General features: G+C 44.6%; 19 protein-coding genes. 10 read left to right on the forward strand and 9 right to left on the reverse strand.

From position 1 onward, the window contains the following. Nucleotides 1-276 precede the first annotated feature (276 nt). The gene (locus J4N23_RS09595) at nucleotides 277-840 is read left to right on the forward strand and encodes an RNA polymerase sigma factor (RefSeq protein ID WP_207426747.1); all 564 of its coding nucleotides are present in this window, start codon (nucleotides 277-279) and stop codon (nucleotides 838-840) included. Nucleotides 841-898: 58 nt separating this feature from the next. Here the strand turns inward: J4N23_RS09595 and J4N23_RS09600 are convergent, their stop codons facing one another. The 5 genes from J4N23_RS09600 to J4N23_RS09620 form a co-directional block, all read right to left on the reverse strand. Further along, complete coding sequence (locus J4N23_RS09600; protein ID WP_207426748.1) at nucleotides 899-1,543, reverse strand: response regulator transcription factor; 645 nt, start codon at nucleotides 1,541-1,543, stop codon at nucleotides 899-901. A gap of 55 nt (nucleotides 1,544-1,598) precedes the next feature. Beyond that, complete coding sequence (locus J4N23_RS09605; protein WP_207426749.1) at nucleotides 1,599-4,664, reverse strand: two-component regulator propeller domain-containing protein; 3,066 nt, start codon at nucleotides 4,662-4,664, stop codon at nucleotides 1,599-1,601. 187 nt (nucleotides 4,665-4,851) lie between these two features. After that, the gene (locus J4N23_RS09610; RefSeq protein WP_207426750.1) at nucleotides 4,852-5,502 is read right to left on the reverse strand and encodes a DUF4476 domain-containing protein; all 651 of its coding nucleotides are present in this window, start codon (nucleotides 5,500-5,502) and stop codon (nucleotides 4,852-4,854) included. A 181-nt stretch (nucleotides 5,503-5,683) separates the two neighbouring features. Continuing rightward, on the reverse strand, nucleotides 5,684-6,655 hold the full coding sequence (locus J4N23_RS09615) for a hypothetical protein (protein WP_207426751.1): 972 nt from the start codon (nucleotides 6,653-6,655) through the stop codon (nucleotides 5,684-5,686). A gap of 320 nt (nucleotides 6,656-6,975) precedes the next feature. Next, nucleotides 6,976-7,281, reverse strand: a complete 306-nt coding sequence (locus tag J4N23_RS09620; protein WP_207426752.1) for a DUF2892 domain-containing protein — start codon at nucleotides 7,279-7,281, stop codon at nucleotides 6,976-6,978. A 156-nt stretch (nucleotides 7,282-7,437) separates the two neighbouring features. On the opposite strand from J4N23_RS09620, the gene J4N23_RS09625 reads away from it, so the two are divergent. Then, a complete protein-coding gene (locus J4N23_RS09625) occupies nucleotides 7,438-8,421 on the forward strand; it encodes an alpha/beta hydrolase (protein ID WP_207426753.1) in 984 nt (327 codons plus the stop codon). Nucleotides 8,422-8,512: 91 nt separating this feature from the next. Beyond that, nucleotides 8,513-8,707 (forward strand): hypothetical protein, encoded by a 195-nt coding sequence (locus J4N23_RS09630; protein ID WP_207426754.1) that lies wholly within the window; start codon nucleotides 8,513-8,515, stop codon nucleotides 8,705-8,707. Between the two features lie 49 nt (nucleotides 8,708-8,756). Here J4N23_RS09630 and J4N23_RS09635 read toward each other — a convergent pair whose 3' ends face one another. The 3 genes from J4N23_RS09635 to J4N23_RS09645 all read right to left on the reverse strand — a co-directional run bounded on the left by J4N23_RS09635 (nucleotide 8,757) and on the right by J4N23_RS09645 (nucleotide 11,010). Beyond that, nucleotides 8,757-9,635, reverse strand: coding sequence for a DUF4349 domain-containing protein (locus J4N23_RS09635; RefSeq protein WP_207426755.1), 879 nt, complete (start codon nucleotides 9,633-9,635; stop codon nucleotides 8,757-8,759). A 105-nt stretch (nucleotides 9,636-9,740) separates the two neighbouring features. Continuing rightward, a complete protein-coding gene (locus J4N23_RS09640; RefSeq protein ID WP_207426756.1) occupies nucleotides 9,741-10,115 on the reverse strand; it encodes a hypothetical protein in 375 nt (124 codons plus the stop codon). A 226-nt stretch (nucleotides 10,116-10,341) separates the two neighbouring features. Next, nucleotides 10,342-11,010: an arylesterase gene (locus tag J4N23_RS09645; protein ID WP_207426757.1), complete on the reverse strand. Its 669-nt coding sequence runs from the start codon at nucleotides 11,008-11,010 to the stop codon at nucleotides 10,342-10,344. Nucleotides 11,011-11,130: 120 nt separating this feature from the next. On the opposite strand from J4N23_RS09645, the gene J4N23_RS09650 reads away from it, so the two are divergent. The 3 genes from J4N23_RS09650 to J4N23_RS09660 are packed head-to-tail and all read left to right on the forward strand — an operon-like array spanning nucleotide 11,131 to nucleotide 14,844. Beyond that, nucleotides 11,131-11,826: an ABC transporter ATP-binding protein gene (locus J4N23_RS09650; RefSeq protein WP_207426758.1), complete on the forward strand. Its 696-nt coding sequence runs from the start codon at nucleotides 11,131-11,133 to the stop codon at nucleotides 11,824-11,826. Beyond that, nucleotides 11,827-14,370: an ABC transporter permease gene (locus J4N23_RS09655; RefSeq protein WP_207426764.1), complete on the forward strand. Its 2,544-nt coding sequence runs from the start codon at nucleotides 11,827-11,829 to the stop codon at nucleotides 14,368-14,370. It begins immediately after the preceding gene. Nucleotides 14,371-14,406: 36 nt separating this feature from the next. Then, nucleotides 14,407-14,844, forward strand: coding sequence for a hypothetical protein (locus J4N23_RS09660; protein ID WP_207426766.1), 438 nt, complete (start codon nucleotides 14,407-14,409; stop codon nucleotides 14,842-14,844). A 5-nt stretch (nucleotides 14,845-14,849) separates the two neighbouring features. On the opposite strand, the gene J4N23_RS09665 is transcribed toward J4N23_RS09660, so the two are convergent. Then, nucleotides 14,850-15,077 carry a hypothetical protein gene (locus J4N23_RS09665; RefSeq protein WP_207426768.1) on the reverse strand — a complete coding sequence of 76 codons (228 nt, stop codon included), beginning with the start codon at nucleotides 15,075-15,077 and terminating at the stop codon, nucleotides 14,850-14,852. A gap of 225 nt (nucleotides 15,078-15,302) precedes the next feature. Between J4N23_RS09665 and J4N23_RS09670 the strand changes: the two genes are divergently transcribed. From J4N23_RS09670 to J4N23_RS09685, 4 genes are all read left to right on the forward strand, one after another. After that, the gene (locus J4N23_RS09670; RefSeq protein WP_207426770.1) at nucleotides 15,303-17,318 is read left to right on the forward strand and encodes a PAS domain-containing sensor histidine kinase; all 2,016 of its coding nucleotides are present in this window, start codon (nucleotides 15,303-15,305) and stop codon (nucleotides 17,316-17,318) included. A gap of 159 nt (nucleotides 17,319-17,477) precedes the next feature. Beyond that, on the forward strand, nucleotides 17,478-19,658 hold the full coding sequence (locus tag J4N23_RS09675; RefSeq protein WP_207426771.1) for a PAS domain S-box protein: 2,181 nt from the start codon (nucleotides 17,478-17,480) through the stop codon (nucleotides 19,656-19,658). Nucleotides 19,659-19,769: 111 nt separating this feature from the next. Further along, entirely contained in the window at nucleotides 19,770-20,780 is a 1,011-nt protein-coding gene (locus J4N23_RS09680) for a DUF4271 domain-containing protein (RefSeq protein ID WP_207426773.1), read from the forward strand. Between the two features lie 6 nt (nucleotides 20,781-20,786). Further along, nucleotides 20,787-21,554 (forward strand): uroporphyrinogen-III synthase, encoded by a 768-nt coding sequence (locus tag J4N23_RS09685; RefSeq protein ID WP_207426775.1) that lies wholly within the window; start codon nucleotides 20,787-20,789, stop codon nucleotides 21,552-21,554. Nucleotides 21,555-21,731: the final 177 nt, after the last annotated feature.

Consider the following 21,731-nt stretch of genomic DNA (forward strand, 5'->3'; position numbering starts at 1 on the left):
TATGGAAAGTTTTACTTCGAAGTAGAAAATTCCCTTTCCAATAACTTAAAAGAGGGCAATTAGTTTGATAAGCCGCTACTTTAGCCCGGCAGGACGGCTTGCAGTAAGTGTCAGGTTCAAGGCCTTGCTTCCTTTGAGGGGGATTCGACGGAGCGATTTCCTAATATCTTGATTTGTTGTTGTTTACTCAACTGCCTCGGTTAAATCCCATGAATATGTGATTGATGTGTGATGGGGGGAGGGATACTTTTGTAGCAATCTAATCCCCCCATAGAAATGAAAGTAACAGAATACGAACTGGTAGAAGGTTGCAAGAGAAACGAAAGGAAGTTTCAGGAAATGCTTTACAAGCAATTGTCGGCAAAGATGTTTGCAGTATGCCTCCGGTACGCTAAAAGCCGGGAAGAGGCAGAAGACATGCTTCAAACAGGCTTTGTAAAGGTCTTTAATAAGATCAGCATTTTTAACTATTCAGGTTCGCTGGAAGGCTGGGTGAGGAGGATTATGGTGAACACGGCGATTGAGATTTACAGGAAGAACAAGTTTATGTCCTGCACCATTGATATCGACGAAAATATAAATGCTTACAGTCCCGTGGTTCATCAGGATAGCCTGGGAGCAAAGGAGCTGATGCAGCTTATCTCGCGGTTGCCTGGAACCTATCGTATCGTTTTTAATATGTATTCTATTGAAGGTTATTCCCATAAAGAGATAGCCGAGGAGCTTGGGATATCTGAGGTATTGTCAAGAACGCAGTTAAGCAGAGCCAGAACCATCTTGAAAAATAAACTAGCTGCTTTAGAAAAGCACTCGGAAAGAGTATTATGTGAGGTTTGTTAATTGTTAGGGGCTGGAAGAATCTCCAGCCCTTTTTTTTGAAGTTTGCTTCGCGAAAAATTTACCTGAATAAATTCCCCTTAAAAGCCTTTGCCACAGCCTCGCTCTTTGAATTTACATGCAGCTTCTCGTAAATCTTTTTGATATGCGACCGTACGGTGTCAATTGAAATAAACATTTCCGAGGCGATCATCTTGTAGCTGTAGCCATTGACGAGCAACTGCAATACCTGTGTTTCTCGTTCTGAAAGATTGTAGTCCTCTTCGTTCTCGGCAGGAGGCGTGCTGAATGAAGAAAACATCTGCAATACCTGGGTAGCAATTGTCGAGCTCATTGGAGCGCCCCCGGAATTCGCGTCGTTGATGTATTCCAATAATTTTGCAGGAGGAGTTTTTTTGAGGATGTAGCCGTTAGCACCTGAGCGGAGGGCTTCAAATACCCGCTGGTTGTCGTCAAAAACAGTAAGCATGAGTACCTTGATGCTGCAATTAACTTCTCTCAGTCGTTTCAATCCTTCAATTCCATTCACCTCGGGCATGTCAATGTCCATCAGGATGAGGTCCGGAGCAAGGGAGGCACAGTCACTTACAATGTTGGCAGGGTTCGCAAATGCACCCACCACCTTGAGGTTTTCCGATCCCCCTAAAAGCAGGGTAAGCCCTTCTCTTAACTGGGGATTGTCTTCGTAAACTAGGATCTTAATCATTCCGCACTTTTTAAGGGCAAATTATACAAATTCGAAAGGCTGTACAATCACATCTTTATGTTAAACTCAGCTCCAAACAAATTTTGGTTCCCTTATTTGGCGCCGATTCTATCCGGTACTTTCCCTTGAGCTTTTCACTGCGTTTCCTCATGTTATTCAGTCCGTTTCCACTGTCGGCCGCTTTCAGGTCAAAGCCTTTTCCATTGTCTTCTATCTTTAATATTAGCTTTCGATCCTTTTGATGAAAAGAGATTATCGCCCTACTTGCTTCCGAATATTTCGCCAGGTTGTTTATCGCTTCCTTAAAAATCAGGAATAAGTCTCTGCGAGCCTCCATGTTCAGCGTGATACTCATGATGCTCTCATCCATCTCAAAGCTGTAATCAATGTCCTTTGCTTCCAGGATGTTCGATGCGAACTCCCGCATGCGGGCAGTGATTTTCTGAATGCTGTCGTTCGAGGGCTTGATACTCCAGACAATATCGTCCATGGCCTCCATCATACGCACACTGTTGTCAGAAATTTTTGCGATATATTCTTCCGCACTCCTCGAATTTTCTCTGATCTTCAACTTTGCCATCTCACTCAAGATATTAATTGTACTCAAGGTAGATCCCATATCGTCGTGCAGATCCCGGGCAACCCGTTCCCGTATCAGCTGAACCTGTAGCAGCTGCTTTAGTCTTAGCCTATAAGTGATTGTCAGCATTGTGGTGATTACAAGGGCGATGAACAACTTAAACCACCAGGTTTGCCAGAACGCAGGCTTTACATGGATAGGTAGCGAGGTGACACTTTCTGATTCCAGTCCTTCGCTGTTTACTGCCTTCACCTTGAACACATATTCTCCAGGCGGCAGGTAGGGATAGTTGGCCGCCACCGGACCATCTGTTTTGATCCAGGTGTTGTCTGCTCCCTCTAACATATAATAATAATGCAGCTTATTGTGGTGAGTATAACTGAGTGAAGCAGCTTCAATGGTAATAGAACTTTGGTCGTGCTCCAGTTCCAGCTGTTGCAGATCCAAAATCGAGTCAACGGGAAGGGGATTGTTGAATAGTTTGAAATCAGTGATGGTAACGTTGTAAGGTTTTTTCCGGTCTTTTATTTGGTTGGGATCAAAGGATACAAAACTGTTGCCACCTGCAAACAGTAAACGTGTATTTTTGAGCGATGTGCTGACTGTAGGGAGATTGTCGGCGCTTGTTACGGTTACCAGTCCATCCTTTTGATCATATTCTCTAAAAACGCCACGCTTTGCATTGTAGCTGCAGATACCGCCAATAGTGCTGAACCACAGATCTCCGAAGCGATCCAACTGCAACGAGGAGACGCCCGTAAAGGGAAGGCCGTCGTATACCGTTAGTTGTTTGATTTTTCCCGTCTTGCTATTGATAATGTCGAGATTTCCAGCTGCCACGTAGAAGAGGCTGTCGTTCATTTGCAGTATGTCCTTAACCGCGCTGTTAGAAAGGCTATATCCTTCCTTAAGCGTATAGCTGAAATTCCGGATGATTTTTCCATTGCCTTTTAAGACAAAAAGTCCTTTGCCTTCAGTGGCCACCCAGGCTTGTCCGCTTTTATCGATAGCAATTTTGTTGATTGCCACACCTAGCTCCTGAACTAATTTATAGCTGTATTTATCTCCATCTTTGATCCATTTGATGATCCGTCCGCTCTCTGTTCCAAACCATAAGTTCTTCTGCTTATCCTCGCAGATCTGCCGAATGGCGCTGTTCGCAAATATTGGGGGATTAAGAAAGGCCGATCGTTGCGTTTGAAGGTCAAACTGAATTAGCCGCCCTTTTTCACAAGCAAAAAGCAGACTCTTACTGGCTTGATGTTCGTGTATATCCCAAACCATCTGGTAGGATGCGTCACCCTTAGGTTGTCCTTTGTAAATGCGATTCCGGAAAGCGGGGTCAGGACGGTAGAGTGGGCCTCTTACCATAATCGACTCAATATCGCGCCCCAGCGTACTAAGCAGAATACGCCCATCTGCCGTTTCAAGAGCCGAGCTTATCACGTCCTCATAATGAACTTTTTTAATCACACCGTGCCGCGATTGATCAAAAATGAGATTTGCTACATAGATGCCGTTATCGGTAGCCAGCCAGACATTTTTTTCCTTGTCCTCGAAGATGTGATTAATGTGGTTGAATTTAATTCCATAAGTTGGATCATCAGTATAGAACTCGATAAATCCCCGTTCTTCAGGACTATATATTTTCAGGAAATGAAGACCGTAGGCCCACAGTACACCCCTTGATTCTTTGAAGTTCTCGATCTCATAATAGCCCTTGCCGTAGTTTAAACCTGCCGTATCTTTCAGGAATTTTTGGGTCTTTTCGTCGTAGCAAAAACTTCGGGGGTACCCATTTGCCCAGCTTACTATCCAGTAACGCCGTTGTTTGTCTATATGCAGGTGAGTTACGTTCTTGTGAAGTTCTTTTTCCTTCAACAGTTCGGGACACCAGCTAATGTCTTTGCTGGTATAAATCTTCTTCTCCTTATAGTTGAATAGGGCCAGCCCCTTATCTGTCGAGAGCCAGTAATTCCCGGTTTTCTTATCCTCAAAAGAGTGATTAATGCCGAATTCAGAAGGAACATAGAACTCTGATCGGTTCTCCTCGAAGGCATGCTTTTTTTCGTTGTAGATGAAGATACCGAGCTTGTAAATGGTGAGTAGAAAGTTGCCCTTGTAATCTCTTCGCAGATAATAGTCAGACTTGGGTGGGATAGGCTTGTTGGAGATTACGCGAGCCTCGTTGAAGGTGTAGTTAAAGGTGTTGAACGTGCCGATCCTGTTCCCCATCCGGATCCACATGTTACCCTTTGCATCACCCATGATTTGATGCACCGGTAGAGCAGGTAGCTTTTGCCTGTTGGAGATGCGGTAAAAGTCGGTGAATTTGCTTCCGTCGAAACGTTGTAAGCCATTGTCCGTTCCCACCCACATCAACCCTCTTGGATCTTGCCATAGACAATTCACGAAATTTGATGATAAACCAGAACTTACAGAGTACCGCGAAAACAAGATCTCGAGTGCGTAAATGGATTCCAGCTTAAATACCAGAAGTAGTATTAAGATCAACTGTTTGAATAAGGCGGTTGAAGGCATTTCGTCTAGACTCTATCAGCTGTAGTTGGACAGCTTCAGGGAATAAAGATACTCAGGATCCTACAAATGAACAGCAGGAGCTTGAAAATTATTAGATGTGGTTCACTTAGAGCAGGGACATAAAAAAACCCTTCTACTACGCAGAAGGGTTAGTGCCCGAGGGCTTATTAGGGTTAACCAAGTGTGCTTATTGTTGGAGGATAAAGTTATCTATTTTTTCCTTATCAGACGCGAAGGCGAAGAGATTTCTAACCAGATAGAAATTTCTTTTGTCCTGCACTGCGTCGTAGCTGTTGAGGGCGGCATTCAATTTATTCTTGTCGAAGCTGAACCTTTCCAGTAGCTGCACCAACTGATTTACCGAAATTTGGGAGTTTCTTAAGGCAATGGCCAGTAACCGAACTCGCCCGTCGTCAAAAGATTCCTTTTTCATTGCATCAACTAAGCGGTTAAATTCCTCCGGATACATGCCGTATTCGATTCTTTCCGGCCGATTGCCGGGACGTTCCGAGCCTCTGTCAATAGTTCCCGCCCAGTTATCAAGATTGTATTTGTCGTATTCGTAGATTTCCAGTTCGTCTACTATCTTTAGGCTGGATCTTCTATTATACACAGCAATAGTGCGAAGACCCGCCTCGATGTTCAAGCTACGCTTAAATGCGGGACGCCCGTCGATCGCAATCGTGATTAAATTGCTTCCCTCTCTCAGATCGTAAAACCGGAACCGTCCGGACCTTGAAGTAATTTGTTCGTCTCCTACCGTAACCGTTACTCTTCCTCTTTCCTGAACTTCGATAAATAACTCTGCATGATCTTCCCGGTATTGTGCTGTTGCCATTAAATTTAAGGCTATCAGCAACAGGGTAAAAAAGCTTTTCATACTGTTCCTTTCCTAAACTCTATAGTTTTTAGATGGCGATAACATAAAAAGGTTGCATCCCACGAGAAAAATAATTCTAAAACGAAAAAGGACCGGTTGTCTGGCCGGTCCTTTTTCGTTGTCTTTTATCAGCAAAAGCTTAACAGTAGAGCTTTTCGCCGTTTGTTTTGGTATACAGGTCAAGGAACTTCCGGTTTAAAAAAAGCCGGATGTCGTCTGCTATCATACATTTTCCGGTCAACAGCAATTGGCTGTCCAATTTGAAAGCCGGTTCATTAAAAACATTGCTTTTGGACCGAAGAAAGCCAATGGCCGGAAGTTGATCTTCTCGACTATCACTCATTTCCTCGTTGGCAGGTGAACTCTCAGTGTATGGTTGTGCAATAAGCCCGTAAACTCTTTTACCATCAGCGTTCAACTGTTCAATTACAAATCTTCCGTTTCCGTTATAAAAGATGTTGGCCGCATTTTTCTCCAATCCCGGAGCAAGCAGCGAGTTTGCTGATTTGAGATAGATGTTATAGGTTGAGAGGATGAGGTCTCCTCCTGATAGTTCTAAATTCCTAACTATGTGAATATCGCTTCCGAAGCTGATACTACGGGCATCGACGGAAGCTACGTTTCTTATTTTTAAGTCTTTTAATGCATTTGTTTTTCCAGGCTCAGAAGCATCAAGGGAAATGACTACCGACTTTTCTTTATTGTTGGTGACGATGGAAGCGAGAGGTGAGCCTTGCAATTTGCCAGATGTATTATAAAAAATACTGCCTTCCTTAATTGTCAACGTATTTGCTTCGAGACATAGGGTAATATTATCACCGATGTCAACATTACTTACTTCCCAGTTTGACTGCAACTGAACTTTTCCTTCCCGGTTGCGCACTTTGAAAATCTGATCTCCGGTAAAACTGCCCGGTGCCGACCCTGAACCATCTGGCTTGTTGCCCCATGTAGAAAGCTCGGTTAAAACTCCACTGGATTTGGAGTAATAAACAGGGGTGCTACAAACATGGGAAGCTACTTTATCTTTTGTTCCATAATTCAAATCTGGTGTTTGTGCGTGCGTTTGATTTAGAAATAGGAGAGCTAAAGCGTAAAGAGTTTTCTTCATAAGATGCAGCATGTTTTCGACGGATATTTACGAGACCGCTGCTGCTAAAGTTTCGCGAGACTAAAAAAATATTTCGGTAGATAAGTGCTCCTAGGTTTAGAAGAGGTGGAATTGTGCTAAAAGGTGTGTGTAGGATAGGTTACTTGCTGAGTGAGTGCGAACAAAAACAGGATCTTGCGTGTTGATCAGGCACAGTCCAGGAACCAATTATATTTGCATTGGCTAAAGAAAGTTAAAAGAGGTTACCTCAACACACTTTCGCTACAGAATAAGAAATCAGGTAGGAGCGGGCGTTGAGGCAACCATATGCACCCGGAGACCTAGTAGGCCTCCACTGGCATAGCACTGGCAGGAACGGGTGTGGCAGACATTTGATCGCTTTCCAGTTTTTCTTTCACCGCACAGTAACCAGTAACACCGCGGTAAAGCAGAGAGCTACCAATGCCAAGTTCGGCCATGGCCAACCATGGGTGTGAAAATACGTTGGTTAGGCCTTTTAATGCCAGAAAGGCCCCGGCGCCGAGAGAAATCAGGCGCTCTGACTTTTCAACGTTTGCATTTGGATTTTGCTGAAGTATGGAACTATTTAACGTGTCCGATACTTTGTTGACTATTGAATTATTCATGTTTTTTAGAATAGATGTTACTTAAGTTAACCAGTTAGCTTTAAGACTGTTTACAGGAATTTTAAATATTATGCGGATCAAATCAGCTTTTTATTGAGATCTTCAAAAGGTGTAGCGGATTCAGCGACTATTGACAATTAAAGCTTTATATAAGGAATGCAAACCAAAGAAATTTTATCATTAGCAACGGGCTTTTTGCTATTTATTACTAGCGCAATGGGGCAACAAAAGGCGGTTGAAAGGGACACTTCTTTTACGGTCTACGGCAGTTTTTTGAAAACGAAGAAAAATTTTCCGGACATCAGTTATGTGTCTGCTGAGCTGCCTAAGAATACGCGCTTAAAAGCCAATATCAGGTATTGCGAGATTAACGGTCGGGACTTGGAGCTCGACGTATTCCATCCGAAGAGAAAAAGTAAAAAAGGATATCCCGCTGTGCTTGTGATTCATGGTGGCGGGTGGAGGTCTGGAGACCGCACGAACCACGCAGCCTTAGCTGCCCAGCTTGCCGCCCATGGATATGTGGCTGTAACGGCCGAATACCGTTTGTCGACGGAAGCCTTGTATCCAGCCGCCGTTACAGACCTAAAAACCGCCATTCGGTGGATCAGGGCTAACGCAAAAAAATTTAACGTGGATACCGCTAAAATTGCCAGCCTTGGTTTTTCTGCAGGAGGCCAACTGGCGGCCTTAATTGGAACGACGAATGGGAAATCGCACTTCGAGGGGATGAATGGCTGTTACGAGAATCACTCGAGTAGCGTCCAGGCTATTGTTGATATAGACGGAACATTAGCTTTCATTCATCCCGAATCAGGGGAAGGAAACGACACAAAAGGTCCCTCTGCAGCTACACTATGGTTTGGTGCATCGAAAAAGGAAAATCCGGCTCTGTGGCATGAAGCAGCTCCGCTCAATCATGTTACCAGTAATACCCCACCAGTATTATTCATCAATAGTTCGGTTGACAGGATGCATGCCGGACGGGATGATATGATTAAGAAATTGAATGCGTATAATATCTACTCAGAAGTACAGGTGTTCAAAGATGCTCCTCATGTGTTTCCTTTGTTTAATCCCTGGTTCGCACCCACCGTTAATTACACCGTGACCTTTCTGGATAAAGTTTTTAAAAAGTAATTATGCTCGCCATTTCATCTTTTAGGGTGATTTGAACCACTCAGTGGCACAATTCATGAAAGTACTTTTTGCGATATAAAATTGATTAGTTATGAGTATCGTAAAAGAAGAAGCGCAGGTAAGAAAGTCTCTATTTACCTGTCATCAGTGTGGTAGTCAATTGAATTATGTGCAGGTATTAACTAACGACTTGCATATCAAAGAGGACTTCTTTGAGTGTCCGATCTGCAACAACCGCATCGATAGCGTTGACTTGCACAATGAGTCGGCCGAGTTTTATGATTAACGTGATAATAGGGGGATGAGCACTGCAGGCGGAGATAATCCCCCAAAACTTAAATCACCTCGACATACATCGTCTTTTTCCGGTTTTTGAACAACCGATAAGTTGCCCATCCGCTGCCAGCTACGATTATAAAGGGCCATAGGTGTAGGATAGCAAGGCAAAGGCTTTCAAAATACCACCATCCACTAGCTATTGCATCTCTGAAAAGTTTGCCGGAGGGAACGTTATAAACACTCAGATCGTCATTCGCGATCAATTCTTTTTTTATTATTGGACGCTGGTTGAAGCTGAGCTCAACGGTGCTGTACCGGACATTTTGATCAATCCTTTTATTCTCGATCTCCCGGTCTATCAGCTGGTCTTTTTGATCTGCCAGGAGCAAAGCGTCTTTCTGCTTGAGGTTGTGTTTCTCCAGTTGTGGTGCTATAATGCGTTCCCGGCTGCTTGCTTTGAGCTGCTGGGCAAGGTAGGTCAGACTTTGGTCGTCAACATGGAAGTTGCTGGTGTGGATGAAACTCGAGGAGGAGCCTACCTCAAATAAAAAATCTTCAAGGTTTTCCGAAGGAATTTTCACTGTCATATCTGCCGCTAGCGAATAAGAAGTGATTAGCTGGACAGAATCTGAGGATGTCGCTAATCGTTTCTGAGCATTCTCGCTTGCCCGGATGTCCTGATGCATGACCACTCCACCTAGTCGGCGGGCCGCAGCAGAGATTTCCCGGGTTCCCCGATAGACATCTTTTACCTGAAAATTTATTGTCGCTGTTTTTACAAGTTTCTCAGTCCCTCCGGCGCCATCGGCAGGCGACTGCGTCGAGGCAAGAGAATCAGTAGTTTTATAGTCTGAACCAAATTCGTTTTTGTTGCCGCTGCAGGCAATGAAAAACAGGCAGATGCTAAGGAGGCTAAATAGGTTGATTGATCTCATGGCTAAGTTTTTAATTTGATACCAGGAGATCAGTTTTAGTAACCTTAAGCAAATGTTAAAAAGAGTTAAGAGGGCATCTGCCAACCCAACTGCTATAATCTGATCTTACTCATCGGTTCTATTAACGTTACCGGGACCGCGGGGGGTGCCAGGAGGAACCGGGGGGACAGGTTCAGGCGGCGTAGCGGGCGGGTTAGGGTGGATGACACTGGGCTGTGGTTCATATGGGTTGGGGTTGTTGCTACTGGGTGGAGTCGGGCTGGGTAGAGACGGTTTCACAGCATTAGAGTCTACCTTTAACGGGTAGTTGTTGTCTCTTCGCATCAGGGTTGGTGTATCCGCTGAAGCCGGAGGGGTTTGGCCAGTACGGATCCTGTCTAACTCTGCCCGCATTTTCAAACTATCTTTTTTGCTCTGCGCGTTGGCCTGAAAGGCCAGTCCAAGCGCAGTCGCCAGGGTGATCAGTGTTATTGTTTTCATGGTAGTAGCAGTTTGATGAGTGGCCGCTGTTGTGTGGCCAGCAGTATCAAAACATCATCAAAAAGAATTCCAGAATATCACTGATCTGCCTCTTGGTCATCTTATTCGGACTTGGCTGGGTCAGAGGGTCAGAGACTTGACCTGAGAAGAGTTTAGGGGGCTATACAAGGGAAAGCGCGGCAGCATGTATTTATGCTGCCCGCTGATTTAAAAGTAATGACGTAGTCTAAAGTACATCTTTTAGTACTCTCCAGACATTGTTTGCTACAATAGCGTAACCTTGGCCCGTTGGGTGGATCCCATCTTTTATATTAAGGCTGGCATTGCCGGCAACACCCTCGAGCAGGAATGGTACGAAAGCAGCGTCGTTCGCATCCGCCACTTGTCTGAAGATCGCCCGGAAGTCATTCACGTATTTTCCACCCATATTCGGTGGAATCTCCATCCCCAGCAAAACCAGCTTGGCCTCCGGATATTTTGCTTTTACCTTATCAAAAATAACCTGCAAATTTCTCTTCGTTTCAGTGACCGGCAATCCACGGAGCCCATCGTTTGCTCCTAACTCCAACACAAATACATCCACTTTCTGTTTGTCCAGCAACCAGTCGATCCGGTTTTTCCCGCCGGCAGTTGTCTCGCCGCTTAATCCTGCATTAATTACCCTGTAATTCAAGCCTGCAGAGTCGATTTTTTCCTGGATACGAGCCGGAAATGCCTCTGAGCTTTCTTCTAGCCCATAGCCCGCTGTCAGACTGTTGCCGAAAAACAAGATATTCTTCTTTTCCTTTGGATCAGCAGTTTTTTGGTTAGAGGCAGCGTTGTTATTGCCAGAATTATTCTCATTATTACAGCCGGCCATAAGTATCATTAATAATAGATATAGTAATCTGTTCATATTGCGTGAGCGTTGACAGTATTTGTAAACAGGATGCCTGTGCTTTAGTTTAAACTATAACAAGGTTGAAATGTAATAATTTAATTGTTTCAACATCTAAACAAAATTAACTCGAAGAGCTTGGAAACGATATTAGAAGTTAGGAATTTAAGTAAGACCTACGAAAGTGCCGGAGAACAACTAACTGTTCTCGACGATATTAATTTTTCTATTGAAAAGGGTTCGACAGTCTCGATAGTCGGACCTTCGGGAAGTGGAAAAACTACGTTGCTGGGACTATGTGCGGGATTGGACAGAAGTACTGCCGGTGAAATACTCTTAAATAATATCCCGCTCAGCCCGCTGAATGAGGATCAGCGTGCTCAGGTGCGCAACCAGTATGTGGGTTTTATTTTTCAGAACTTTCAGCTGCTGCCTACACTAACAGCTTTGGAAAATGTAATGGTCCCGCTGGAGCTGCGGGGCGAGTTAAATATCAGACCAAGAGCAATGGAGCTTCTGGAAAAGGTCGGTTTAGCTAACCGGAGTCACCACTATCCCTCGCAACTTTCGGGAGGAGAGCAGCAGCGCGTGTCTCTAGCCAGAGCTTTTTCCAATAGTCCAAAAATCTTATTTGCCGACGAGCCTACGGGAAACCTGGATGCTGAAACGAGCGAGAGGATTGTGAAGCTGATCTTTGATCTGAACAGGGAGCAGGGTACCACCTTGGTACTGGTTACGCACGATCTGGAGCTCGCATCCAAAACCGGCCGTATTATCCGGATTAAAGGAGGGGTGATAGCAGGTGACGAGCAGTTAACCTCAGCTGAAGCGTAGATGGAAACAAACAGTACTGTGAAGCTGAGCTGGCTGTTAAAAATGGCCTGGCGTGATAGCCGGAGAAACCGATCCCGATTGTTTTTATTCATTTCTTCCATCATACTTGGCATCGCGGCCCTCGTAGCTATTTATTCTTTCGGAGAAAGTTTGAGGAAAGATATAGATGCGCAGGCGGCGGGTTTGCTTGGCGCTGATTTGGTCATTTCAGGAAACAAAGCACTCAAAGCGGGGGAAGCAACTTTCCTTGATTCTATTGGGGATGAGCGGTCCTCAGAAAGAACATTTGCTTCCATGATCCTTTTTCCAAAAGGAAACGGAACCCGGCTGGTACAAGCAAAGGCGCTCGAGGGACAGTTCCCGTACTACGGAGAGCTGGAAACCCAGCCTGAAACCGCAGGCCGTAATTTCCTGAAGGGAAAAAACGCGCTGGTAGACAAAACCCTGATGCTCCAGTTCAATGCTCGGGTCGGGGATTCTGTACGGGTGGGGGAGGTAACTTTCGCCATTGCCGGAGTCCTCGAAAAAGCGCCGGGGCAAACCGGAATATCGGCATCTGTAGCTCCTGTTGTTTACATCCCACTAAAATACCTGGAAGAAACAAAGCTGATCCAGAAAGGCAGCAGAGTCAGTTACAAATACTACTACAAGTTCAATAAGCCGAATGTGGTAGACGCCGTCGTGAAGCAACTGGAACCAAGACTGGAGAAGCAGGATCTCGATGTTGACACGATCGAGTCGCAGAAGAAAGATACGGGCAGGTCATTTGAAGATTTGACTCAGTTTCTTTCACTGGTAGGGTTTATCGCCCTGCTGCTGGGTTGTATCGGAGTTGCCAGCGCGATCCATATTTACATCCGGGAAAAGATTGCGACGATAGCGGTGCTGCGCTGTCTGGGGGTAAAGGCGTCTCAGGCCTTCCTTATTTATCTTTTTCAAATTGCAGGTTTAGGCCTTATCGGATCAGTCATAGGGGCGGCGCTGGGCACGGTCGTGCAGTTTCTCTTACCGGTGGTACTAAAAGATCTACTGCCGGTAGATATTACGGTGGCAATTTCATGGGTGGCTATTTTACAGGGAATAGCGCTCGGGCTCTTCATCTCCATCCTATTCGCTCTGCTGCCATTAGTTTCCATCAGAAATATATCTCCTTTGAATACGCTTCGTGTTTCTGATGAGCACACAAGTGCGGTGAAAGACCCGATGAAGTGGCTGGTGTACCTGTTGATACTGATTTTTATTGCTGGATTTAGCTACCTGCAGTTGGGAAGCTGGAGGCAAGCGGCCTTCTTTACTTTGGCCGTCATTGTTTCGTTCCTGATACTTGCGCTCACCGCGTCCTTGCTTATCTGGCTGGTGAGGAAGTTCTTCCCGACTTCATGGAGCTACCTTTGGCGGCAAGGGCTGGCCAACCTGTTTCGTCCTAATAATCAAACCCTAATCCTTGTGGTGTCGATTGGCTTGGGTACGGCTTTTATCAGTACGCTGTTCCTGGTTCAGGATCTGCTGATGAAGAGAGTGACCTTGTCCGCCAGCGGCAACCAGCCTAATATGGTGCTTTTTGATATTCAAACCGGCCAAAAGGAGGAAGTGAATGCACTGGCTCAAAAATTTCGACTACCTCTCATTCAGCAGGTTCCCATTATTACTATGCGGGTGGAGGAAGTAAATGGTTTTACGGCTGCTGATGTAAAGCGCGATAGCACCATCAAGGTGTCCAGAAGAGCTTTTAGCTCCGAGCTCAGGGTTACTTTTCGCGATTCTTTAACAGCTTCTGAGCGGATTACCCGAGGTAAGTGGCAGGGTAAGGTGACGGAAGATGGAACTGTTTATGTCTCACTTGAAGAAAGATATGCTGAGCGGATAAACGTTGCGATCGGCGATAGGATGTTATTTAATGTGCAGGGAGCTTTAATTCCTGCCGTTGTAGGTAGCTTCAGAGAGGTAGACTGGAACCGGATTCAGACAAATTTCAGAGTAGTGTTTCCGGAAGGAGTTCTGGAGGAGGCGCCGCAGTTTCAGGTGCTGATCACCCGGGTCCCTTCGCCGCAAGTGTCGGCAGCGTTTCAGCAGGAGGTAGTCCGCAATTTCCCAAATGTCTCCATCATCGATTTACAACTAATTTTAGGGGTCCTGGATGACATCCTGAATAAGATTGGGTTTGTGATTAAGTTTATGGCCGCGTTCAGTATCATTACAGGCTTGATTGTATTGATTGCCTCAGTGTTGATCAGCAAGTATCAACGCATTCAGGAAAGCGTCTTGCTTCGAACGCTAGGCGGAAGCCAGCGGCAGATACTTTTTATCACAGCGTTAGAATATCTTTTTCTCGGTGCTCTTGCAGCACTTACCGGAATTTTACTTTCGTTCGTCGGCAGCTGGGCCCTGGCTACCTATAACTTAAAAACTGCTTTTTCACCCGACTTAGCTCCGGTGTTCGGGTTGTTTGTTGCTATTGCTCTGCTGACGGTGGTTATCGGCCTGTTAAACAGTAGGGGCATATTGAACCGGCCACCGTTGGAAGTTTTGAGAAAAGACGTATAGTTGCGGGCTTTTGAATTTATGCAGATCTTTAGCAGGATGAAAAAGCTTCTATCAGAAACAATTGGAATGATAGTTATGAAGTCAAGGTTTTTTTGTTGTACGTTGCTGCTGTTTATTACAATTTCCAGCGGTTGCAACAGGACAATAGAACCCGAAGAGTTGTACGGCGAATGGAAATACATCCGGGTGGAAAGTCCGCGGGAGGATCCACCGGTGATGTCTGATGAGGAACTGGCTGCACAGAATCCCTCAATTATTTTTACAAAAAATAAAGACCTGGTGATCATCTGGGGAGGGGAAAAACTGTCACACGGAAAATTCCGGATGGATGGTCAGATGATCCGATATAAAGAAAACCTGGCAGGGGGAACTACCCGCGAGTTCCCTTTTTTAATTAAAAGTCTTTCAGACCAGGAGCTGGTGTTTGAAACGATGTCACAGGAATTAACCCGGGTGACAGCAGTAAGGAAATAGCCGTCTTACCTTCGGAATCCGTTCAATTGATTGATGATCCTATTCCGAAGATCTTCATTTATGTTTCCCGGATTCTCGGTGAGTGTCCAGCTACCATCATCACCCGCCTGGAACGTTCCTATTTTTTCGTTTTTCTGAAATACCTCATAGCTGTTTTCCCCCCGTTCGTTTTGAATCTCAAAGTCGGTAAAAGAGCCGTCGGCTAACATTACCTGTATATCAAACTTATCCATAACTGCTGAACATTTTTGCCTCAGCGGGGTTTTCAAAAAGATTAATAAGGCGAAGATCGGTTACTTTTTTCGGCCTAAAATCTTCAAGTTTTTATTCTACTCCATACACATCTGCCCGCTCCAGAGCCTTAAATATAGGTACGGATATTGCTTATTTTATATACTTATTCAAGCGTTGGGATATAGGTGTAAACGGCGTTGTGTGTAAAAGGTAGCTCGATAGTTATGGTAGAAACAGTGCTGAAGTCTCAACTATTAAAATCCTTCTTCGATAAGGCTAGCATCGGTATCAAGATAATTGATCCACAGGGGATTATTATTTATGCTAACGAGGCCGAGTTGGGACTTCTTGGGCTAAGTTCTTCCGAGTACCTGGGACAATGCTTTTTCAAATTTTTCGCTTCTGAAGAGGAAGCAAACAGAGTTCTTCATGCTTTGGAAAAAGATCAGGAGGAGGAATTTTTTACTAAACTGATTCGGCGTGATCGTTCGATTATCGATGTTTGCATTAACACAAGTATCAGTAAAGATGAGAAAGGAATTCCCGAGGGCATCTGCTGTTTTACCCGTGATATTACTTCTTACAAGCGCGATTCAGATCTGCTGTCGTACCTAAATATTTTAGGAGCCGAACTTGCGCTTACTTATGACACCCAGACCACCCTCGATAAGGTAGCAGAGCTTATTGTTCCGCGGTTTGCCTCCTGGTTTTTTATCGACGTTTTCCGGGAGGGTAGGATCGATCTGTTGAAGGTAGGCCATCAGGATCCTGCAATGCTTGAAAAAGCCTACGAGTTTCGTCAGAGGCACCCGGTAACCATTGAGGATAGTTACGGTGTGGGGAAGGTACTTCGAACTGGTGAAACCAGTTTTACTCCAGTGGTTCATGAATTTTCAACCAGCAGTTTTCCCGCTGATATCGCAGAAGACCTCCGGCAGGTGCTGAATCCGAAGTCGGTTATCGTGGTCCCGATGATTGTTAAAGAACGCATAACAGGTGCGATCAGCTTTATCTTGACCGGCGAGGGTAGCTTCTATGAAGTCTCGGATATTAGTTTTGCAAAAGATTTCGCGAACCGCATAGGACTTGCGCTGGAAAACGCCCGTTTGTATGAAGAGACACAGAGGGAGATCGCGCATCGAGTGGAAGCAGAGCAGAAGAAAGACGAGTTCATTAGCATGGCCAGCCACGAGCTGAAAACGCCTTTAACCAGTATAAAGGCCTATAATCAAATCATCGAAAAGAAGGTGAGGGACAACGAAGAAGTCTTTAAATTTGTGAACAAGGCAGCTGCGCACATTAGCCAGCTCGAGCGATTGATATCTGACCTCCTCGATGTGTCGAAAATTAATGCTGGTAAGCTCACTTATAACATCTCTAATTTCGACTTTAACCGAGCGCTGAGGGAAAGCGTAGAAAGCGTCCAGCACACAGCCCCCACTCATCAAATCCTTATCGAGGAAACGGCTGATGTGGTATTCCGTGGAGATAAATTGCGAATAGAACAAGTGATTATTAACTTCCTGACTAATGCCATTAAATATTCCCCCAAAGCGGATAAAGTGATTGTTAGGTCACGCGTCCAGAACGACAATATCATCGTCTCCATTCAAGATTTTGGCATCGGTATAGAAAAAGAGAATCTGAATAAATTGTTTGACAGATTCTATAGGGTGGAGAACTCGGCTATGAAGTACAGTGGCCTGGGACTAGGTCTTTTCATTGCTTCTGAAATATTACATGGGCATCAAGGTTCTTTTTGGATTGAAAGTGAACCGGGCAAGGGCTCTACCTTTTTCTTTTGTCTCCCTTTACATAACAAGCATCACCAACCTCCGATTAGCCAGCAGTTCATTTATAAAGACGGCTCTATAACTGTAGAATTTAAGCCGGCAGAAAATATAGTGGAAGCCTGCTGGTCCGGGTTTCAGACGATCGAATCAATAAACAAAGGCGTGGAAGAGATTGCAAGGATTATTCAGGAAAGTAATTGTGTCAAAGTACTGAACGACAACACGGAGGTGCAGGGAAACTGGTCTCAGGCTGCTGATGAGGGACGCCATGTCTGGGTTCCTACCCTGGAGCAGGCCGGATTGCGTTACTTCGCCTGGGTGCAATCGCCCAGCTCTTTCAGTCAACTGTCAGCAATGAAAACTGCCAGTACCGATCTTGGCAAGGTTGTGGTTCGTTTCTTTGAGAATGCCGATCAGGCAAAAGCCTGGCTCAAAAGTGTTGATTAATCTCCTTAACCCTAAAAGACTTATAATTTCTGAAACTCTTTTTTAGGCTTAAACGTATCCACCGGATGCAAGTTATAAGAGGTGAAAACCTGGGCACCTAAGTTCTGTAGCTCGGATTAGTGGAACCGCTGCATCATCGTGTATTTAAGTAGATAGGTATTGAAAGTAGAAGATTTTTTTCAATTAGCCAGCGATATTTTCTGTGTTGTGGGTGCAGATGGATACTTTAAAAAAGTAAATCCTGCGTTCTGCAATATACTTGGCTATTCAGAAGAACAGCTGCTTTCTAAACCTGCCGTTTGCTTTATTTATCCAGGTGATGCTGACACTACCCTCGGCGCTTATAAGGATCCTGGAAATCCCCCGGAAATTTTTCAGAACCGATATTTAACTGCTAGTGGAGCTATAAAGTGGCTTTCCTGGGGTAAAGTAATTTTGGCTGATGACGGGTATTTTTACGCATCAGCAAGAGACGTTACCCACGAGAAGGAACTGGCAAAGCGACTCTGCCAGTCCAATAAAGAACTCCAGACTATTCTTGATTCTACTGTTGATATCATTTGCTCTATTAGTGCGGAAGGGACGTTTTTGTCCATGAATAAGGCTGTTGAGAGTGTTTTGGGATATAGCGCCGAAGAAGTGATTGGCAAAGCTTCTAATGAATTCGTATACCCACCAGACCTGGCCGCGACAAAAGCCACAGCCCGCGAGATTTTGGCTGGAGCAGAAATCACTAACTTTGAAAACAGGTACTTTAGAAAAGACGGATCAGTGATCTCTATTGTTTGGTCGGCTAACTGGTCGGAAGAGCGACAGGCTGTATTTTGTATAGGGCGAAATGCGGTACAACGGAAAAAGCAAGAGGAGCTACTGATACAAAGTGAACAGCGTTTCAGAGGTTTGGTTGAAGAAGGGACCGATTTTATCCTCATATTAAATGCTGAGGGGAAATATATCTATGCCAGCTCTAATGTTTCCCGACTAGGATATACAGCAGAATACTTAGTTGAAAAGACCCCTTTTGATTTAACCCATCCTGATGATCTGCAGATGCTTCTGGCAAATTTTCAAAAGGTCTTAGATTCTGATCGAGTTAAGGTTCCAACGTTTCGTTTCCGACACGCGGATGGTTCCTGGCGCTATTTAAGTACTGTAGCTACTAACAGGTTGCACGACCCCTCTATTCGGGGAATTGTGGCAAACGCAAGGGATGTTACTGAACTGATGATTCAGAACCTCAACCTGGAGCTAGAGCTGGAGGTGCTGGAAATGAATACATGCTCCACTTATTCCACAAGCGCAATAGTGGGGCGGTACTTGCAGGGTTTATCCAAATTGTTTACGCACATGAAATTTGATGTGAATTTGGTGAACAGACATCGTACACATCTTATTCCGCTGTTTGAAGAGAATGAGTTGCCTGCGGTTTTAAGGGATGGGCAGCGAAATGAGTTTCGCATTACGCCTGATCGGGGTGCTTGTGGAGCTGCAGCCTTTTATAAACAAGCTGTAATTGTAGAGGACGTCAACCAACATCCTGCCACCAGCACTCTTAAAGATTTTTTGGCTAGCATCAACATTCGTTCCTGTTGGTCGTATCCTATAATAAATGAAAGTGAGGAGGTTGTTGCCACTTTGGCTGTTCATCAGGATGTTGTTAAAAGACCTGATGAGTCTGACGAAGTGCTTATTAGCCGGGCAGTTACAATCCTGAAGATCATACTACAAAGTCAGCAAACCCGGACGAATTTGCAACTTAGTAGTGAACGTCATCGCTATGCAACGATGGCTGCCAACGACGCCATTTATGATTGGGATATCGTCCACGACGAGTTGTTCTGGGGCGAGGGATTCGAAAAAGTGCTTGGGTATAAGGAAGATACTACTTGCATTAGCTGGTGGGTGGAGCGGCTTCACCCTGACGATTTAGAATCTATAAATTCGTCTTTGCAATGTGTACTTGGCGATAAAGATAAATGCTACTGGCAGGCGGAGTACCGCTGGAGAAAAGCGGACGGCACTTATGCGCATATAGTAGAGAGTAGTTACATCATCAGGGATTCCGAAAGACGGGCCGTTCGGATGGTAGGCGCTCTGCAGGATATTACCAGGATAAAAGAACATCAACAGCAGATATTAAAACAAAACAAGCTGTTAAGGGAGATTGCCCAGATAAACTCTCACCATATCCGTAAACCGCTTGCTAATATACTGGGCCTTATTGAGGCCGTGAAGCATTCAGACCAGGAGAGCTTGCCCGAATTACTGGCGCTGCTGGGGCGCAGCGGTGAGGAACTGGATGAAATTATCCGGGAAATAGCGAGGAAAACGATCGCTTAAGCCCTTTTGGTACAAACTAAACCTGTGTTTTGAGCCGTTTTAACAGTAGTTCAAAAACAACGTGATATTCTTCTAAATTTGTAGATCGAAAAGCACTTTACTTTCATCCGGATGTCGCATAAATGGTTTGTTTTGTCCCTGCTTCTACTACTGTCAGCACTCAGTAGTATAGCGCAAACCGACTCTGCGCAGGACGCGACCTCACAACCGCGTCAAATATACAGACGCCCTGTCTACCTCGATTCAACTGCTCTGGCTCTTCGGCAGGCCCGAAAAGATTCTATTCAGCGGGCGCAGGATTCTTTAAAGGCCATCGGAGATTCTCTGGCACTGGTATGGATTAAGCGGCCGGATCCGAATAGGCCTAACCGGTTTCTCGACAGTTTGATGGAGGAGTACCAGGTGAAGAACCTCGATTTCGCCGCTTGGGCTGCGAAATTCCCTAAAAAGGAAAAGCGTTATATGGAGGGTTCTCTTCGTAAAAAGGGCGAGGTTTGGGTTATCGCCATAATTTTCCTACTACTGAGTTTCTTTGCCATTCTCCGGAACTTGTTTGCTAAGGAGCTGAATTCAATAATGCACGCGTTTTACAGTAATAGAGTTTTAGGGCAGATAAATAAGGAAGACCGGTTTTTCAATTCCTGGCCTTTTGTTTTTCTATATCTGCTTTTCGGTTTTACCATTGGTCTTTTCCTCTATCAATGCGGTAAGTACTTCCAGCTGTCCTACAGCTACACCGGCTTTGATTGGTTTGTGCGTCTATCGGTAGTGGTCATTGCGGTGTATACTTTGAAAATTCTGGTGGTAAGGTTACTTGGCTTTCTTTTCGACGCCCGCAAAATGGTGAAGGAATACGTATCAATACTTTACTTAAGTTATTTCAACGCGGCCTTGTTATTCCTGCCCATTGTTATTGCCTTTAGTCTTAGTCCCGCCCGCTATGCTCCTTTTTATATTTATATCTCTTTTCTGCTGATTGGCTGCACTTTCTTCTTCCAGTTCCTCAGGGCGATTACCAATATTTTGTCAGGGCATAAGTTTCCTATAATCTATTTATTTATCTATCTTTGTGCCCTCGAAATTTGTCCTATTTTGATTTTAGTTAAGGCCTTAAGGTTCTAGAGAAATATGCAGCCAACTGATGCTAGAAAGAAAAAAGTAAAAAGTATACTGGTTACTTTACCCAAGCCAGAGACAGAGAAATCACCTTATTATGATTTGGCCAAGAAATATAACGTAAAGGTCGACTTTCGTTCATTTATTCACGTCGAAGGGGTGCCTGCAAAGGACTTTCGGAAAGAAAAAATAAACCTACCTGATTATACTGCCGTTATCTTCACCAGTCGCAATGCAGCTGATCACTTTTTCAGGATCTGCGAGGAGATGCGGTATGAAGTACCCGCAGAAATGAAGTACTTCTGTCTCTCTGAAACTATTGCCTTGTACTTGCAGAAATACATCCAATACAGGAAACGGAAGATATTTTTTGGCAAACAAACCGCTGCTGATTTGGCGGAGGTATTGAAAAAACACGCGTCTGAGAAATTTTTGTATCCTTGTTCAGATGTGGCGACAGAAGAAACACAAAAGTTTTTGCAGGAGAACGGATACGACTTCACGCCGGCAGTTCTTTTTAGAACTGTTTGTAGTGATCTTTCAGATCTAGCCGACGTGTTTTATGATGTGATAGCGTTCTTTAGTCCTTCGAGTATCCAGTCTTTGTACAAAAACTTCCCTGACTTTCAGCAGAATAATACCCGCATTGCTGCCTTCGGGGCCAGTACTCAAAAAGCAATTCTGGACAGAAGCCTTATCGTTGACATTCCCGCACCTACGCCTAGTGCACCAAGTATGACTATGGCGATCGAACAGTATATCAAGCAGGTTAATAAGTAAGATGACCTGCTTATTTTCTCCTATCATTAAAAGTTTCTGGTAACATTTTATTTTCCCTGCACGTAACAGTGGGGTGTTATGAGAATTTGTGTATTTGGCTAGCTGAAAGATTGTTAGAAAGGTTTCCAAATGCCGGATTTTATAATAATTTTATTTTTTCAATATTTTATATTAGAA

Origin of the sequence: Pedobacter sp. SYSU D00535 (assembly GCF_017355855.1) — a bacterium.
Taxonomy (GTDB): Bacteria; Bacteroidota; Bacteroidia; order Sphingobacteriales; family Sphingobacteriaceae; genus Desertivirga.